This is a genomic window from Ruegeria sp. P10, assembly GCF_056534925.1.
In genome coordinates, this window is record NZ_JBQERJ010000005.1 from 58,074 (window position 1) to 73,459 (window position 15,386).

16 protein-coding genes are annotated in these 15,386 nt (G+C 60.0%); 7 read left to right on the forward strand and 9 right to left on the reverse strand.

The genetic code is table 11. The annotated features are described in order from the left end of the window. The first annotated feature begins 22 nt into the window (after window positions 1–22). From ACR0FB_RS09880 to ACR0FB_RS09900, 5 genes are all read left to right on the forward strand, one after another. Window positions 23–1,210 (forward strand): glycine C-acetyltransferase, encoded by a 1,188-nt coding sequence (locus ACR0FB_RS09880; protein WP_480486018.1) that lies wholly within the window; start codon window positions 23–25, stop codon window positions 1,208–1,210. Further along, window positions 1,207–2,157, forward strand: coding sequence for a PLP-dependent cysteine synthase family protein (locus ACR0FB_RS09885; RefSeq protein ID WP_171635690.1), 951 nt, complete (start codon window positions 1,207–1,209; stop codon window positions 2,155–2,157). Before ACR0FB_RS09880 ends, ACR0FB_RS09885 begins: the two co-directional genes overlap by 4 nt. A 19-nt stretch (window positions 2,158–2,176) precedes the next feature. Continuing rightward, entirely contained in the window at window positions 2,177–3,205 is a 1,029-nt protein-coding gene (gene tdh / locus ACR0FB_RS09890) for an L-threonine 3-dehydrogenase (protein ID WP_171724172.1), read from the forward strand. A gap of 64 nt (window positions 3,206–3,269) precedes the next feature. Continuing rightward, window positions 3,270–4,154, forward strand: a complete 885-nt coding sequence (locus tag ACR0FB_RS09895) for a tryptophan 2,3-dioxygenase (protein WP_480620501.1) — start codon at window positions 3,270–3,272, stop codon at window positions 4,152–4,154. Window positions 4,155–4,157: 3 nt separating this feature from the next. Further along, window positions 4,158–4,982, forward strand: coding sequence for an alpha/beta hydrolase (locus ACR0FB_RS09900; RefSeq protein ID WP_480492257.1), 825 nt, complete (start codon window positions 4,158–4,160; stop codon window positions 4,980–4,982). 71 nt (window positions 4,983–5,053) lie between these two features. Here the strand turns inward: ACR0FB_RS09900 and infB are convergent, their stop codons facing one another. From infB to pip, 6 genes are all read right to left on the reverse strand, one after another. Continuing rightward, entirely contained in the window at window positions 5,054–7,528 is a 2,475-nt protein-coding gene (infB, locus tag ACR0FB_RS09905) for a translation initiation factor IF-2 (RefSeq protein WP_171724130.1), read from the reverse strand. An 8-nt stretch (window positions 7,529–7,536) separates the two neighbouring features. Continuing rightward, window positions 7,537–8,160 carry an RNA-binding protein gene (locus tag ACR0FB_RS09910; protein ID WP_171635687.1) on the reverse strand — a complete coding sequence of 208 codons (624 nt, stop codon included), beginning with the start codon at window positions 8,158–8,160 and terminating at the stop codon, window positions 7,537–7,539. Window positions 8,161–8,182: 22 nt separating this feature from the next. Then, on the reverse strand, window positions 8,183–9,802 hold the full coding sequence (gene nusA / locus ACR0FB_RS09915) for a transcription termination factor NusA (RefSeq protein WP_171120181.1): 1,620 nt from the start codon (window positions 9,800–9,802) through the stop codon (window positions 8,183–8,185). Then, window positions 9,802–10,392: a ribosome maturation factor RimP gene (rimP, locus tag ACR0FB_RS09920; RefSeq protein WP_152459779.1), complete on the reverse strand. Its 591-nt coding sequence runs from the start codon at window positions 10,390–10,392 to the stop codon at window positions 9,802–9,804. Before rimP ends, nusA begins: the two co-directional genes overlap by 1 nt. A gap of 160 nt (window positions 10,393–10,552) precedes the next feature. Next, on the reverse strand, window positions 10,553–11,374 hold the full coding sequence (locus tag ACR0FB_RS09925; protein ID WP_171635686.1) for an ABC transporter substrate-binding protein: 822 nt from the start codon (window positions 11,372–11,374) through the stop codon (window positions 10,553–10,555). Next, on the reverse strand, window positions 11,371–12,348 hold the full coding sequence (pip, locus tag ACR0FB_RS09930; protein ID WP_480620503.1) for a prolyl aminopeptidase: 978 nt from the start codon (window positions 12,346–12,348) through the stop codon (window positions 11,371–11,373). The genes ACR0FB_RS09925 and pip overlap by 4 nt, the downstream gene beginning before the upstream one ends. A gap of 48 nt (window positions 12,349–12,396) precedes the next feature. Between pip and ubiG the strand changes: the two genes are divergently transcribed. Next, window positions 12,397–13,143, forward strand: a complete 747-nt coding sequence (ubiG, locus tag ACR0FB_RS09935; protein WP_210093226.1) for a bifunctional 2-polyprenyl-6-hydroxyphenol methylase/3-demethylubiquinol 3-O-methyltransferase UbiG — start codon at window positions 12,397–12,399, stop codon at window positions 13,141–13,143. A 10-nt stretch (window positions 13,144–13,153) separates the two neighbouring features. Further along, window positions 13,154–13,735, forward strand: coding sequence for a hypothetical protein (locus ACR0FB_RS09940; RefSeq protein WP_210093225.1), 582 nt, complete (start codon window positions 13,154–13,156; stop codon window positions 13,733–13,735). 100 nt (window positions 13,736–13,835) lie between these two features. Here ACR0FB_RS09940 and ACR0FB_RS09945 read toward each other — a convergent pair whose 3' ends face one another. Genes ACR0FB_RS09945 through grxC form a run of 3 tightly spaced genes read right to left on the reverse strand, consistent with a single transcriptional unit; the run spans window position 13,836 to window position 15,376 of the window. Beyond that, a complete protein-coding gene (locus tag ACR0FB_RS09945; protein ID WP_171724127.1) occupies window positions 13,836–14,276 on the reverse strand; it encodes a MarR family winged helix-turn-helix transcriptional regulator in 441 nt (146 codons plus the stop codon). A gap of 12 nt (window positions 14,277–14,288) precedes the next feature. Beyond that, a complete protein-coding gene (locus tag ACR0FB_RS09950; protein ID WP_480620505.1) occupies window positions 14,289–15,119 on the reverse strand; it encodes a carbon-nitrogen hydrolase family protein in 831 nt (276 codons plus the stop codon). Then, window positions 15,119–15,376, reverse strand: a complete 258-nt coding sequence (grxC, locus tag ACR0FB_RS09955; RefSeq protein WP_152459773.1) for a glutaredoxin 3 — start codon at window positions 15,374–15,376, stop codon at window positions 15,119–15,121. The genes ACR0FB_RS09950 and grxC overlap by 1 nt, the downstream gene beginning before the upstream one ends. Between the last annotated feature and the right edge of the window lie 10 nt (window positions 15,377–15,386).

Here is a 15,386-nt window from a genome sequence, read left to right on the forward strand (position 1 = left end):
ACTCAGTTGAACGGAGGTCGCCATGGCAGATGTATTCCTGTCCCATATCACGGACACACTTGCGCAGATCGAATCTGAGGGTCTTTACAAACGCGAACGAATGATCACCTCACCTCAGGGCGGTGAGATCACTGTGGGCGGCAAGCAGGTGATCAACCTCTGTGCCAACAACTATCTGGGTCTGGCGGATCACCCGGCGCTGATCGAGGCCGCGACACAAGCGATGGGGCCCAAAGGATTCGGCATGGCGTCGGTTCGGTTCATCTGTGGCACGCAAGACATTCACCGCGAACTGGAACAACGTCTTGCCAATTTCCTGAACAAGGACGACTCCATCCTCTTTGCCGCTTGTTTCGACGCCAATGGCGGGCTGTTTGAACCTCTGCTGGGACCGGAAGACGCCATCATTTCGGACAGCCTGAACCACGCCTCGATCATCGACGGCGTGCGGCTGTGCAAGGCCAAACGCTATCGCTATCTGAACAACGACATGAATGACCTCGAAGCCTGGCTGAAACAGGCGCGCGAAGACGGGGCGCGGCATATCATGATCGCCACCGATGGCGTGTTCTCGATGGACGGCTATCTGGCCAACCTGCCAAAAATCCGGGAACTGGCCGATAAATACGATGCAATTGTCATGGTGGACGATTGCCATGCGACCGGTTTCATGGGGCCGAACGGGGCCGGCACACCCGATCATTTCGGCGTCGATGTCGATATTCTGACGGGAACCTTGGGCAAGGCACTTGGGGGGGCAATCGGCGGCTATATCGCCGGGCCGCAGCCAGTGATCGACCTGCTGCGGCAGCGGGCGCGGCCCTATCTGTTCTCAAACTCGCTGCCGCCCTCGATCGTCGCCGCTGGGTTGGAAGCGATCCGCCTGGTCGAAGAAGGCGACATGCTGCGCGCGCAACTCTTCGGCAACGCCAAATATTGGCGCGCCGGGCTGGAAAAGCTTGGCTTTGACCTGCTGCCTGGGGAACACCCGATCATCCCGGTGATGCTGGGTGAGGCTCAGCTGGCACAGGACATGGCGTCACGGCTGTTCGACGAAGGCGTCTATGTTTCGGGCTTCTTCTTCCCGGTCGTCCCACGCGGGCAAGCGCGGATCAGAACGCAGATGAATGCGGCTCTGACCAGGGATGAACTGGACCGCGCCCTGTCCGCATTTGGCAAGGTCGGCAAAGAGCTGGGGGTCATCAAATGATCCTTCCATCGGTCATCGACGTGATCGGCGACACCCCCATGGTCGAACTGTCGCGCGTGTGTGCCCATCAGAAGCTGAACGGGCGGATCATCGCCAAGCTTGACTATTTGCTGCCGGGGTTTTCGAAAAAGGACCGCGCGGCGAAGTCCATCATCGAAACGGCGCGCGCAGACGGGACTTTGTCACCGGGGCAAACGGTGGTCGAGCTGACCTCGGGCAATATGGGCACCGGGCTGGCCATTGTCTGCGGTATTCTGGGCCATCCTTTCGTGGCTGTCATGAGCGCCGGAAACTCGATCGAACGCGCGCGTATGATGCGGGCCCTGGGGGCCGAAGTTGTCATCGTGCCCCAGGCCCCCGGCAGCAAACCCGGCGAAGTCTCTGGGGCCGATCTTGAACTGGTCGATGTCGAGGCGAAACGCATCACGGCCGCACGCAACGCGTTTCGTGCGGATCAGTTTGGCCATTCGGGAAACCCCAAGGCCCACGAAACCGGGACCGGGCCCGAGATCTGGGCGCAATCCGAAGGCACCGTCACGGCATTCTGCGACTTTGCAGGATCGGGCGGAACGCTTGCCGGAGCGGCAGAGTATCTGAACCGGCACGGCGTGCGGTGCTATGTCGTGGAACCTGCGGGCGCGCGCGCTTTGGCCGGTGAGCCGGTTTCGACCCCGGACCATCCCATTCAGGGAGGCGGTTACGCCATGGGTGATCTGGTGCATTTGAAGGATAGCCGATTGGCCGGACATCTTGCTGTTTCGGGGAAGGCCGCGCGGGATTGCGCCCGACTTCTGGCCCGGACCGAGGGCATATTCGCCGGCTATTCGGCAGGCGCGAATCTTGCCGCGGCGATTGAACTACTGCGCGGCCCCGAAGAAGGCGGCTGTGTCGCCATCGTCATGTGTGACAGCGGCCTGAAATACCTGTCGACCGATTTGTGGGAGTAAACATATGCGACCCAACACAATGAAAGCACTGGAAAAATCCAAACCCGAAGAAGGGTTGTGGATGGTGCAGGCCCCGATCCCCGAAATTGGCCCCGATGATGTGCTGATCCGTATCAACAAGACGGGTATCTGCGGCACCGACATCCATATCTGGAACTGGGACGAGTGGGCGTCTCATACCGTGCCGGTTCCGATGATCACTGGCCATGAGTTTGCCGGAGAGATCGTCGAGATCGGGCGCAACGTGACCGGGCTTGAAATCGGCCAGCGATGCTCGGGCGAGGGCCATCTGATCACCACCGACAGCCGCCAGAGCCGCGCCGGAAAGTTTCACCTGGATCCGGGAACCCGGGGCATTGGAGTGAACGAACAGGGCGCATTTGCCGAATACCTGAAACTGCCTGCCTTCAACGTGGTTCCCTTGCCCGACGACATACCGGATGAGATCGGAGCCATCCTCGATCCGCTGGGCAATGCGGTGCATACTGCCCTCAGCTTTGATTTGCTGGGAGAGGACGTTCTGATCACGGGTGCGGGCCCCATCGGTATCATGGCCGCTGCCGTCGCTCGTCACGCGGGTGCACGCAACGTGGTCATCACCGACATCAACGCAGACCGATTGAAACTGGCCGAACATGTGGTTCCTTCGGTGCGGACCGTCGATGTCTCCACCGAGGACTTGCGGGACGTCATCGCCGAGCTTGGGATGAAGGAAGGGTTCGATGTCGGGCTTGAAATGTCCGGCTCGCAAGCCGCCCTGGACCAGATGGTCGAAGCCTTGGTGATGGGTGGAAAGATCGCGTTGCTGGGGATTCCACCGGGCAAATCTCCGGTCGACTGGTCGCGCATCGTGTTCAAGGCGATCACGATCAAGGGGGTCTATGGGCGTGAGATGTTCGAAACGTGGTACAAGATGATCGCCATGCTGCAAAACGGTCTGGATGTGTCCCGCGTGATCACGCATCGCTTTGCGGTTGATGATTTCGCCAAAGGGTTTTCCGCGATGAAATCAGGCCTGTCCGGCAAGGTTGTTCTGGACTGGGCCTAACGCGCTGGAAAGTTGCATGTTCAGCCCCTAGACAGGTGCAGAACTTGCACAAGGGAGGCATGAGATGGGCGAGAACAAAGACGATCGTCTGTTGCAACGGGGGGTCGAAGACACCCTAGTCACTGATTTCGCCGAAACGCACCGCAAAAGCTATGGCGACTTCCTGCAACTGAAGACGCTGCTGAACCTGCAAAAAACCTTTCAGGACCCCGCACAACCTGACGAGATGCTGTTCATCATCATTCATCAGGTCAGTGAGCTGTGGCTGAAACTGATGCATCACCAACTGGTCGAGGTCCGCCGGTTCCTGCAACAAGACGAATTCGGGCCCGCCATGAAAAACCTCGACCGTATCAAGGCCATTCAACGGCAATTGATTGCGGCCTGGGAAACCCTGCTGACCATGACGCCGGCCGACTACATGACGTTTCGGCAGGCCCTCGGCAACTCTTCCGGGTTTCAAAGCTATGGGTACAGGCAGATCGAGTTCATTCTGGGCAATAAGGATGCCTCGACTCTGAAAGTGCACGAGCATGACCCCGAGGTGATGGAGATGCTGAACGCCGCCCTGACCAAACCGTCCCTGTATGACGAAGTGTTGCACATGCTGGCCCGACAGGGGTTCCACGTTCCAAAGGACTTGATCGAGCGGGACTACTCTGCACCCTATTCCGGTGATCCGCGCGTGGTTCAGATCTGGGTCGACGTGTTCCGCAACACGGACAAATATTGGGATCTGTATGCGCTGGCAGAAAAGCTCATGGATGTGGAAAGCCTGTTTCAACGCTGGCGCTTTGACCACGCCACGGCGGTTGAACGTGTGATCGGAATGCAACCCGGTACCGGAGGTTCCAGCGGCGTGGCTTTCTTGCGAAAAGCACTTGAGTTGCGGTTCTTCCATGACCTCTATGATGTGCGGACAGAACTCATGTACAGCGGGCAGGGCTGAGCCATGCTGTATCGCGGATTTTCACAAGCCGAACTGGAGCGGGAATACTCTCCCAGTTCGATGATCGGTGGCGACCTGACCCCTTATCTGGCCAGCTATCAAACGCTGAGTGCGCAAGCCCGTGCCGAGCTGCCCGTTCAGGCCAACCTGGCCTATGGCGACACCCCGGTCCAGGTGCTGGATTTCTTTCCTGCGAAGGGGGCCGGCGCCCCGTTGCATGTCTTTATTCACGGTGGGTATTGGCAGGATCTCAGCCAGCGCGAATCGGCCATGATGGCCCCGGCGCTGATTGAAGCCGAGCAATCCTTTGCCACCTTGAACTACACGCTTGCCCCGGATGCGCGGCTGGATCAAATGGTCGACGAATGCCGCGACGCCCTTCTGTGGCTTGCGTCACAAGCCGGGGCACTGGGATTCGACCCGACGCGGATCACCTTGTCAGGGCACAGTGCCGGCGCCCATCTGGCAAGCATGGTCATGGCGACCTCGGCCGGCGCATTGGCCCGCGCTGGGCTGCGTGTGCGTGACGTGCTTCTGATCAGCGGCGTCTACGATCTGGAACCCGTCAGTTTGACATCCGTGAATGACCCGCTGCACCTGACCCCAGTCGAAGTGAACGATCTGTCCCCGATCCGCAACCTGCCCCCACCGGGCCCTCGCTATCATGTTTCAGTGGGGGAACGGGACACCGGCGAATTCATTCGTCAAAGCCGCGACTATGCGGAACGGCTGCGCAAGGCCGGGCACTCGGTCAGCTTTGCCTTGAAACACGGAATGCACCATTTCGACATCATCCTGCATTCCGGAACATTCCTGCCCGACACGTAATGAGGCATTTTTCAAACAAAAACAGCGGCCCGAACGGTGCCGCTGTTTTTTTGTGTCCATCCCGCTTGGGATCAATCCAGGGTACGGGTAACTTCTTCGCGCTCGAATATCTCGATCACGTCGCCCTGGCGGATATCGTCGTAGTTCTCGAACGCCATACCACATTCCTGACCCGACTGGACCTCGGCCACTTCGTCTTTGAAGCGCTTCAGGGTCTTCAGCGTGCCTTCGTGGATCACCACGTTGTCGCGCAGCAGGCGAACGCCTGCGGAACGGCGGGCAACACCTTCGGTAACCAGACAGCCGGCAACCTTGCCGACACCGGTAACCTTGAAGACTTCGCGGATCTCGGCATAGCCGATGAACTTTTCTCGGATCTCGGCACTCAGCAGGCCGGATGCGGCCGCTTTCACGTCGTCGACCAGGTCATAGATCACCGAGTAGTAGCGGATCTCGACACCCTTTTGGTTCGCCGTGTTCCGCGCCGATGCGTTGGCACGGACGTTGAAGCCAAAGACCGGCGCGCCGGAAGCCTCCGCCAGACCGACATCCGTTTCGGTGATCGCGCCCACACCCGAGTGCAGAACGCGCACGCGCACTTCTTCGTTGCCGATCTTTTCCATCGCCTGAACGATGGCTTCGGCAGAACCCTGCACATCGGCTTTGACGAGGATCGGCAACTCGGCCACGTTCTCGTCTTCTTTTGCCTTCTGCATCAGCTGCTCAAGGGTGGTTGCGGCACCAGCGGCGGCACGTTTGTCCTTGGCGGCTTGTTCGCGATAAGCGGCGATTTCGCGGGCCTGCGCTTCGGTCTCGGTCACGTTCAGAACGTCGCCCGCTTCGGGCGTACCGTTCAGGCCCAGAACCTCGACCGGAACCGAGGGGCCAGCTTCCTTGACGCGCTCACCCTTGTCGTTGATCAGCGCACGAACCTTACCGTACTGCTCACCCACAACGAAGATATCGCCCTGACGCAGTGTGCCGTTCTGAACCAGAACCGTGGCGACCGGGCCACGACCCACGTCCAGCTGCGCCTCGATCACGGCACCTTGGGCGGCGCGGTTCGGGTTTGCCTTCAGTTCCAGAATCTCGGCCTGAAGCGCGATGGCTTCCAGCAATTCGTCCAGACCCTGACCCGTGATGGCCGAGACTTCGACGTCCTGAACCTCACCCGACATTTTCTCAACGATCACTTCGTGTTGCAGCAGATCGGTGCGGACCTTGTCCGGGTTTGCATCCGGCTTGTCGACCTTGTTGATCGCCACGATCATCGGTACTTCGGCCGCTTTTGCGTGGTTGATCGCTTCGATCGTCTGCGGCATCACCGCGTCGTCAGCCGCGACGACCAGAACCACGATATCCGTGACCTGAGCACCGCGCGAGCGCATCGACGTAAACGCCGCGTGGCCCGGAGTATCCAGGAAGGTCAGCGTGGTGCCGCCATCGGTTTTCACCTGATACGCGCCGATATGTTGGGTGATGCCACCGGCCTCACCCGCCACAACGCGCGCGTCGCGGATTGCGTCCAACAGCGAGGTCTTGCCGTGGTCGACGTGACCCATGATGGTGATGACCGGCGGACGCGGCTGCAGATCGTCTTCGCTGTCTTCGACCTCTTTGATGACGTCTTCAACATCCGAATCGGATACGCGAGTGACCTTGTGGCCAAATTCTTCGATGATCAGTTCCGCGGTGTCTGCGTCGATGGTCTGGTTCTGCGTGACCATCATGCCCATCTGCATCAGCGATTTGACCACGTCAGCCACACGCTCGGCCATACGGTTGGCCAGTTCCGAGACCATGATCGCCTCGGGCAGCTGTACGTCGCGGATCACCTTTTCCCGTTCAACGGCACCGCCCATGGCTTTCTGACGCGCACGCTCCTGCTTGCGCTTCATCGCGGCCATCGAGCGCTGACGGTTGCCCTCGCCACCGGTCGCCTGACCCAGAGTCAGCTTGCCCGAACGGCGGTTGTCGTCGCGACCTTTGCCACGACCACGCTGCTCACGTTCGCGATCCTGTTTGCGCGGCGTGGCTGCCGGCGCAGGTTTGCTGGCCGGGGCGCGAGCCGCTTTGGGCTCTTCAGGTGCGGGCGCGGCAGCGGCGCGTTTGGCGGCTTCTTCCGCCTCTTTGCGCTTGCGCTCTTCTTCCTCAGCCTTCTGACGCGCACGCTCTTCGGCTTCGCGCTGTTCGCGTTCTTTGGCTTCCTGTTCCGCACGGCGGCGGGCGCGCTCTTCTTCGCGCGCCTTTTCAGCAGCCTCGCGCGCCGCGGCCTCTTCGGCCTCACGCGCTTTGGCCGCTTGCAACGCCTTCATGCGGCGCGCCATTTCCGCATCGGAAATGCCCGCAGGACGACGCGACGGATCACCCGAAGGTGCAGCACCGCCACCCGGCTTTGCTGCGCCCGGCTTGGGAACCACCACGCGTTTGCGTTTGGTTTCCACCACGACATTCTTGGTGCGTCCGTGGCTGAAACTCTGTTTCACATTTCCGGGGCGTGCCCCGCCACGAAGACCCAATGTCTTTTTGCCGTCATTATCGCTCATAAAGCTCTTTACCCTTCCGCGCGGCCCCTGCCGCCGTCATCCGTTTCGCGCAAGCCACGCAGGCGCTGCGCTTCCTCTACAACACGTTTGGCGAGTCCGCCAGAGGCCAAGGCCGCATGAATCACCGTTTGGCGCCCAAATGCCTGTCCTAATTCGTCTGCCGTCAGCCAACCTATGTATTTCCCGAAGTGCGGCGTGCTCAGTTTGGACTTGCCGCGCCCCGATCCATCGGCGGCCTGAATCAGCACCTGCGCCTCTTCCCGGTCCAGCCACGTCTTGACCTTTTCATACCCCGCGACCGCGTCGCCGGACTTGCGCGCCAGGCTGAGCAGCTCGACAACGCGGCGCGCGATCTGCTGTTCAACCTTTTCCGCCAGGTCCTTGGGCACAGACACCTGCGCCTTGAACCCCCGCGCAAACAGTTTCTTGCCAACGGCCTTGTCCAGGGCGGCACGATCCGCCGCCACATAGACCCCCCGCCCGGGCAGTTTCGCCGCGACATCCGGAAAAACCTGACCGTCCGGCCCCGCCACAAAGCGGATCAGCCCGTTTTTGGGCTGCACCTCGCCTGTGGCGATGCACTTGCGCTCGGGTCCGTCGGACCGATCCTTATGGGCGCCACCGCGACTCATACACGCCACCCGAAGCCCGAGATCAGGCCTCGACCTCCTCGTCTGCTGCGTCGCCGTCGACGTCTTCTTCCGCCTGTTCCAGCTCGGCCGGATCAACCCAACCCAGCAGGATACGCGCCGTCATGACCATATCTTGCGCCTCTTCCAGCGTTACGCCGAAAGGCTCCAATACACCGTCATCCTTGACACGCTCACCATCGACGGTCGTCCAGCCACCGGCCAGTTCCCAGTCGGCGCAAGTTGCAAAGTCTTCCAGAGTCTTCACGTCGTCCCTGGCCAGCGCCTCTACCATCTGGGGTGTCAGACCTTCGAATTCAATGAGACTGTCCTCGGCCCCCAATTCACGCGCCGCATCCAGTGCCGCCTTGGCCTGTGCTTCCAGGAATTCGCGGGCGCGGGTTTGCAGTTCCTGCGCGGTACCTTCGTCAACGCCGTCGATGACCAACAGTTCCTCAATCTCGACATAGGCAACTTCTTCGAGGTTGGTGAAGCCTTCCGAGACCAGCAGCTGAGCAAAGAATTCGTCCAGATCCAGGCTGTCCATGAACAGTTTGGTACGGGCTTCGAATTCCTTCTGGCGGCGGGCCGATTCTTCGGCCTCGGTCATGATGTCGATGTCCAGGCCGGTCAGCTGGCTGGCCAGACGCACGTTCTGACCGCGGCGACCGATGGCCAGCGACAGTTGTTCTTCTGGCACGACAACCTCGATCTTGCCGGCTTCTTCGTCCAGAACCACCTTGGAAACCTCGGCAGGCTGCAACGCGTTCACCAGGAAGGTAGGCTGGTCTTCGTTCCACGGGATGATGTCGATCTTTTCACCCTGAAGCTCGTTCACGACCGCCTGAACACGGCTGCCGCGCATACCAACGCAGGCACCGACGGGGTCGATCGAACCATCATAGGAAATCACGGCGATCTTGGCGCGCGAACCGGGGTCACGGGCCACGGCCTTGACCTCGATGATGCCGTCATAGATTTCCGGCACTTCCATCTTGAACAGCTCGGCCATGAATTCCGGCGCTGTGCGCGACAGGAAGATCTGATGGCCACGCACTTCGCGGCGAACCTCTTTGATATAGGCGCGCACCCGGTCATTCGGGCGATAGCTTTCGCGGCCGATCTTGTCGTTGCGGCGCAGAACCGCCTCGGCACCGCCCAGATCGACGATGACATTGCCAAACTCTTCGCGCTTGACCGCACCGTTGATGATGGTACCGGCGCGATCCTTGAATTCTTCGTACTGACGGTCACGCTCGGCTTCGCGCACCTTCTGCAAAATCACCTGCTTGGCGGACTGAGCCGCGATCCGGCCCATCTCAACCGGCGGGACCTCTTCGACGAAGACGTCACCAACCTCGGGCGCTTCCATATACTGCTTGGCCTGCTCGACGGTCATTTCGGCCTGATAGTTCTCAAGCTCCTCATCTTCGACCACGGTACGGACGCGGGTAAAGGTCGCCTTGCCGGTCTTGCGGTCGATCGACACGCGGATGTCCATCTCGGCGCCGTAGCGGCTCTTGGCGGCGCGGGCGAGCGATTCCTCCATCGCTTCGACAACCAGACCGGGGTCGATCATCTTTTCGCGGGCCACGGCCTCGGCGGTCTGCAACAGCTCCAGCTGGTTGGCTGAGGTGATTGCCATCAGTTCGTCTCCTCTTCGGACCCTTCGGTCTCAATCTCGTCGAAAGCGTTTTCGTTCAGGGCACCGGCGTCTTTGCGCTGGCGCAGCATTTCCTTGATCAGGTCATCGGTCAGGACCAGCTTGGCGTCGCTCAGCCAGTCGAATTGCAGACCGATGGTGATGGTTTCATCCCCCTCGGGGATGTTGATCAGAACCTCGTCCCCTTCGATCCCCGCCAATTCGCCCTTGAAGCGTCGGCGGCCGTCAATCAGTTCGGCGGTCTCGATCTTGGCCTCATAGCCTTCGAAGGTCTCGAAATCCTTCAGACGGGTCAGAGGGCGGTCGATACCGGGGCTGGACACCTCAAGCGTATAGGCATCAAGGATTGGGTCCTCGACATCCAGCGTGGCGCTGACCGCGTTGGAAATCTCGGCGCAATCATCCACTTCGATACCGCCATCGGGCTTGTCGGCCATGATCTGAAGCGTAGTCTGCTTGCCGCTCATCAGGCGGATACGGACCAGCTCATACCCCAGATCTTCGATCACGGGCGTGATGATCTCGGCCAGTCGCCGGTCAATGGCAGCTTTTGCTATCAGGTCGTTTGTCATCTGGTACTCTACCCTGTCAGTCGGGCACAAAAAAACGGGCGCGCGGCCCGTCGAATTTTCCGGTGGAGCCTTGGACCAGAAGTCCAACGCGCCGCTGTTGAAACTGCATATACGCAGGATGGCCCGAGTCTGCAACCCCCTGAGGGATTCGCATTCGGATTTACACCATCCACCACCGTTCGGCGATGCGGCCATCGTCCAGCGCACCGTTCCCGGCAATCTGCCGCGGCATCCCGACAGCATCCGATACGGCAAGGGCCATGTCGGCCTCGGACGGGTGGAACCGGACACCGCGCGTGCCTCGCATTCCGGCCCGATCCGGAAGCGCCGCGATATCGACATACCCGTCCCGCAGCGCCTCGGCGCGCACGGCTGGGTCCGGGATTACAATGACTTCAACCGCGTCAGCCCATCCGGCCTGACCATCTTTGTAATGCCCCTCGACACGGCGGCCCAGAAAATGGCGGCCATCTTCTGCCCGTTCGACACGATAGCAGCCGGTGCCGTAGGCTTTGCGCAACGGGGATACGGTTTCACCGGCGCGCGCAACAACAAAGCGGCTGTCGGCCAACAGGAAAGGCAATCCCGGATTTGCCTCGGCGAGTTCAAGCCGCAGGCGGTTGGGGGCAAGCGCCTCGGGCCTTCCGATTTCGGCCAGAACGGCCAGGACATCGGCAATCTGCAAGGGTTCGCCATCGTGAAAGACCGCGTCATCACGCAGATCAAAGTTCCAGACCCGTGCGTCGGCGTCGGTTTGCCAGCCGGTCGCGAGCTCACCACGCAACGTACCATCCGGGGCGATTTCGGTCATTGTGTCGAAAACGGCTCCACGCGCCACTTGCTCGAGGCTGTCATCGCGCGGAACAGCCAGACGCAATGTCCCGCCTTTCTTGGGCGTACCAGCAAGGGATGCTCCTGTCGCCGCCAGCAATGCGGCAGCGGCACCAGAGGCAAAGAGAGCACGGCGATCGATGCGGGTCATGCGACACCCTCCGCCACACGGTCCATGATTCGCACCAGTTCCGCGCTGATGCCCGGCTCGGACAGGGCGTGCCCCGCCTGACGAACCATCTTCAGTTCGGCATTCGGCCAGCGTTCCGCCAGCGACCAGGCGGCCTGCGGCGGGCAGATCATGTCATAGCGCCCCTGCACGATATGGCCGGGGATATGCGCGATCCGGTCCATCTGATCCAGAATCTGCCCGTCCGTTTCCAGAAACGCCTTGTTGGTGAAATAGTGATTCTCGAGCCGCGCAAAGGTGCGCGCGTATTCGCCGGGGCTTTCGCCAACCGATCCGTTGGTGTGGATCGAGGCCAGCGCGTTTTCCCAATGCGACCAGGCCCGCGCATACAGTATCTCTGTCGCGCGGTCGCCCGAAAACAGGCGTTTGTTATAGGCGGCAATGGTGTCGTTCAGTTCAACCTCGGGCAGCAGCGAGGTGAATTTCTTCCATTGCTCGGGCCAGAACCGCCCGGCGCCACCGCCGTAAAACCAGTCAAGCTCGGCCTGAGTCGCAAGGAACACCCCGCGCAACACCAGTCGAGTGACGCGATCGGGATGGGTCTGGGCATAGATCAACGCCAGAGTCGCCCCCCAGCTTCCGCCAAAAGCGATCCATTCTTCGATCTCGAAGAGTTTGCGCAGCCGCTCTATGTCGGCCACCAGATGCCACGTCGTGTTGCCCTCGACCGAGGCGGTGGGGCGCGACCGGCCACATCCGCGCTGGTCAAACAGAATCACCCTGTAGGCCTGAGGATCGAAGTATCGCCTCATGGCCGGGCTGCACCCCCCACCCGGCCCCCCGTGCAGGATCACGACGGGTATGCCGTCAGGATTTCCGCATTGTTCCACATAAATACGGTGCCCATCGCCCATATCGACCATCCGCTGGTCGAAAGGGTCGATCGGCGGGTACAGATATTGAACTGCGCGCTTTTGGTCCGGGTACTTGTCCATTATGGCCCTATATAGTCCTTAAGCGTAAAAGAGCACACGGAGACAGGAATGCAAGCGCATCCGAACACGGTGGACCCGTCCGAGATCGCAAAATTCGAGGCGATGGCCGCCGAATGGTGGGACCCGCACGGGAAATTCAAACCATTGCACATGCTTAACCCGTGCCGGCTGGACTATATAACGCAGCAGATCGCCGGAGAATTCGATCGCGACCTAAAGTCGCCTGTGCCGTTCGAAGGCCTGCGCCTGCTGGATATCGGCTGCGGCGGCGGGCTGCTGAGCGAACCCATGGCGCGGCTCGGTGCTGAAGTTGTGGGTGCCGACGCCGCCGAGGGCAACCTGCCCGTGGCCCGCATCCATGCCGAGCAATCGGGGCTGCAAATCGATTATCGCCACACAACCGCCGAGGACATGGCTGCAGCAGGCGAACAATTCGACGTGGTGCTGAACATGGAGGTGGTCGAACATGTGGCCGATCCCCTTGGCTTTCTGACCGCATCGCAAGACTTGCTGAAACCGGGTGGCTTGCTGATCTGCTCCACCATCAACCGCAACCCGAAATCCTATGCGATGGCGATTTTCGGGGCCGAGGTCGTCATGCGCTGGCTGCCGCGCGGCACCCATGAATGGAACAAGTTCATCACCCCCGATGAGCTGTTCGACCTGCTGCGCCAAGCCGGGTTGGAACCGGTGGACCGGAAGGGTTTTGTGTTCAACCCGATCCTGTGGAGCTGGTCGATCTCGGACCGGGACTTGAGCGTGAATTACGTGACGGCGAGTGTGAAGCCGGGGTGAGGTAGGTTTTTTGATTCGATCTTTAAGTTACGCGCCGTGGCGCGCGGTATTTTTTGGTGCGGCAATTTCCGCTGCTACCTTGTTCGATAACACACTAGCCACAGCAGAAGAGAATGCGGGCGTGTTCGTGTACGAACATGAAGGCGTTCCGCTGTATGGCTATGTAAGCGATCCTAAGGTTTCTGAGGCGACTCAGGAAATAGCAGATCGTTACTTGGGTTCGAACTCGAACAACTATGATCTGGTAAGGGCGTTGTATTTTTTCGTCTTTATTGACCCCGAGATAGTTTCGGATGGCAAGTTTGTGAAACCAGTGGAAATAGAACTGACGGAGGAGACGACAGAACCATTTTCCAAACACGAACTCTCTGACGAAGGATGCAATGTAGGGAGAATATTCTCCACGAATGAAGAAGAAAAAGGAGAGTATTTGGTATGGCTTGTTCATGGTGGGCAATATGAGGGCAAAGAAGGAATTGAATCTTGTCTTCTTTTCGCGGCGGCGGCTTCGGCCGGAATTTGGTTGGGTGATTTTCCAGCTTTGGATCCCCGTGATTTACGGCAGCTTCTGGATAGAATGCTCTTAGAATGAAGTGGCCGTTTAGTCCGCGGCACATTGCATGAGCATCAAGCCTGCCAGCGCCCGACCACACCAGTCCTGGATCCACCTTGGGACAACGGTTCGCTGATCCCTACTCCCCCTCCAACTGCAACCGCAAATCCCGCAGCACGGGTAACGTGCTGCGCACCCGTTCCAGCCCCAGCTCTCCGACGACACGGTTGATCAGCGGCGCGATCGACGAAATCGCCTGATCCCGCGCACGGCGACCGGCGGGGCTGATCGCGACCATCTTGCGGCGGGCGTCGTCCCAGTCGGGGCGGATGTGGATGTATCCGGCCCATTCCAGCTTGGCCAAGGTGTTGGTCATCGCTCCTCGGGTCACGTGGAATGTGTTGGCCAGTTGCGCCGGGCTACGCTCGTCCCCGACGAAAACCAGATGATTCAGCACAGAGAAATGCGAAATTTCCATACCCTTGGGCAGCACCCGGCTGAGCCGGTTGCGCAACAACTGATCCGCGGTCAGGATCTCGCTGAACAGCGTGACCGCAAGGGCGTTGGTGTCTTCCGTCATTGTTCAGTTCTGTCAGGGTCCAGTGAAAGACCGGATATGTGTCAACGACGGCACGCGGCGGCGTGCCTCTGACACAGAACTATCATCCAAATCGAAAATGTGAATGCCCGGATCGGTACCTGCGTCGATCAGCACCTCTCCCCAAGGGGCGACAACCATGCTGTGCCCATGGGTAAAACGCGTCTTTCCGCGCGTTGATGGGTGTTCCCCCGTTTGCGCGGGGGCCAAGACCCAACAGCCTGTCTCGATCGCCCGGGCCCGCAACAGCGATCCCCAATGCGCGGCGCCCGTAACAGGTGAAAACGCTGCCGGAACGGTCAGGATTCGCGCGCCTGCCTGCGCCAAAGCCGCATGCAGGTATGGAAACCGGATGTCATAACAGATGGTCAAACCCACCTTGCCAAAATCGGTTTCGGCTATGACCGCCTTTTCGCCGGGGCGGTAGTTCTTTGATTCGCGAAACGTCTCGGTCTCGGTGACTTGCACGTCGAACATATGAATCTTGTCGTAACGCGCCACGATCTGACCTTGCGGATCGATCATGAAAGACCGGTTGGCAAACCGCCCGTCAGCGTCATGAGTCTTGATCCCCAGTGACCCGATCAACACCCAAACGCCCAGTCGGGCGGCCTGTTCCCGCAGGCCGGCCAAGGTGATGTCGTCTTCTTCGTGCTGAAGAACCTCGTTTTGCCGCGTCGTACTGTTTGACACGCAATTCGTGACCTCTGGCGTCAGGATAAACCGCGCACCCTGCCCTGCCGCGTCGGCCGCCATGGCGCGCACCATGTCCAGGTTTTCGACCGGATCATCCGACGAGGTGATTTGCAGCAGCGCGGTCTTCATCAGGCCGCAAGCAGACGGTCAAGCTTGCCTTGCCGCTCCAGCTCGTAAAGGTCGTCGCAGCCGCCCACATGCTGTGTCCCGATGAAAATCTGAGGCACGGTGCGTTTGCCGCCTGCGCGCTGGATCATCTCGGGCTTGCGTTTGGGGTGCATCAGAATGTCAACTTCCTTGAACTCAACGCCTTTCTGCTTCAGCAGACGTTTGGCCGCGTGGCAAAAACCACAGAGCGGCGAGGTATAGATTTCTACGGGTTTCATGTTCCGGTCC